This window comes from Roseburia sp. OM04-10BH, assembly GCF_003462605.1.
Lineage (GTDB): Bacteria > Bacillota > Clostridia > Lachnospirales > Lachnospiraceae > Roseburia_C > Roseburia_C amylophila.
Window position 1 is genome coordinate 1 of the sequence record NZ_QTZI01000038.1, and the last position, 1,210, is coordinate 1,210.

Below are 1,210 nucleotides of genomic sequence, written 5' to 3' on the forward strand. Positions count from 1 at the left end.
CAATATAACCTGTTTCTGGAATCATTCCAGTTTGCCTGCAAGAATTACAAGGGCAGCACGAATGAATCGGATATTGCAAAGGTAATGGGGTTTGAATCGAATGATGAATATAACGAGATTATGTTTCTCCGGGAGATCACCCATACTGTTAATGCCTTTAATGACATGGCAGATATTGTAAGGCTCTATTCCAAGAAACCGGAAATGGCAGAACAAAGGCTTGAAAATCTTTTATCAGAAGTTTTGTATGAAGATTCCGATTCGGTATAGAACGACAACCGGAGTTATGATATACTTACACGCAAGAAGCATTTCATCAGTTCCGATTGTCTGATATCGAAAGGAGACACACGATTATGGCAAAAGGATCTGTAAGAAAAAAAGGAAAGAAATGGTACTACCGCTTCTATGTAGAAGATGCAAGCGGCAATCTGGTTCAGAAAGAATACGCTGGAACAGAAAGCAAAAGTGAAACGGAAAAACTGCTCCGTCAGGCAATGGACGATTACGAAAGCAAAAAATTCATTGCAAAGTCGGAAAATATTACAGTTGGAGAATTACTTGATATATGGGCAGAGGAAGAATTAAAGACCGGTACTCTCAGTAATGGGACAGTCCAGAATTACCTCGGTGCAATTACCAACATCAAGAAGCATCCAATTTCAGAGAGAAAGTTGAAAAATGTAACATCTGAGCATTTACAAGCCTTCTTCGATCTGCTTTCCTTTGGTGGCACTTATCCAGATGGTTCAGAAAGAAAAGGTTACAGCAAAGATTACATTCGTTCTTTCTCGGCAGTATTACAGCAGTCATTCCGGTTTGCAGTATCACCAAAGCAATATATCACTTTCAATCCGATGCAGTATATTAAGCTGAAATACCAGACGGATGAGGTTGACCTGTTTTCTGATGATGACATGGATGGCGATATACAGCCAATTCCACGAGAGGATTATGAAAGACTGATTGAATTTCTACAGGATTACAATCCACCGGCAATACTTCCAATCCAGATAGCTTATTATGCAGGACTTCGTATCGGTGAAGCCTGTGGTCTGGCATGGCAGGATGTAAATCTTGAAGAACAGTGCCTTACAATCAGACGCAGTATCCGCTATGATGGTTCAAGGCACAAGAATATCATCGGACCAACCAAACGAAAAAAGGTAAGGATTGTTGATTTTGGAGATACACTGGCAGAGATTCTTCG

The 1,210-nt window shown here is 40.3% G+C and carries 1 protein-coding gene and 1 pseudogene; both read left to right on the plus strand.

Features of this window, described 5'->3' with window-relative positions:
* Nucleotides 1-270, plus strand: a pseudogene (locus DXB43_RS14950) (helix-turn-helix domain-containing protein); the annotation flags it as partial.
* 86 nt (nt 271-356) lie between these two features.
* Nucleotides 357-1,210 (plus strand): tyrosine-type recombinase/integrase (locus tag DXB43_RS14955; protein ID WP_117947916.1); only part of this gene is annotated, 854 nt, incomplete at its 3' end.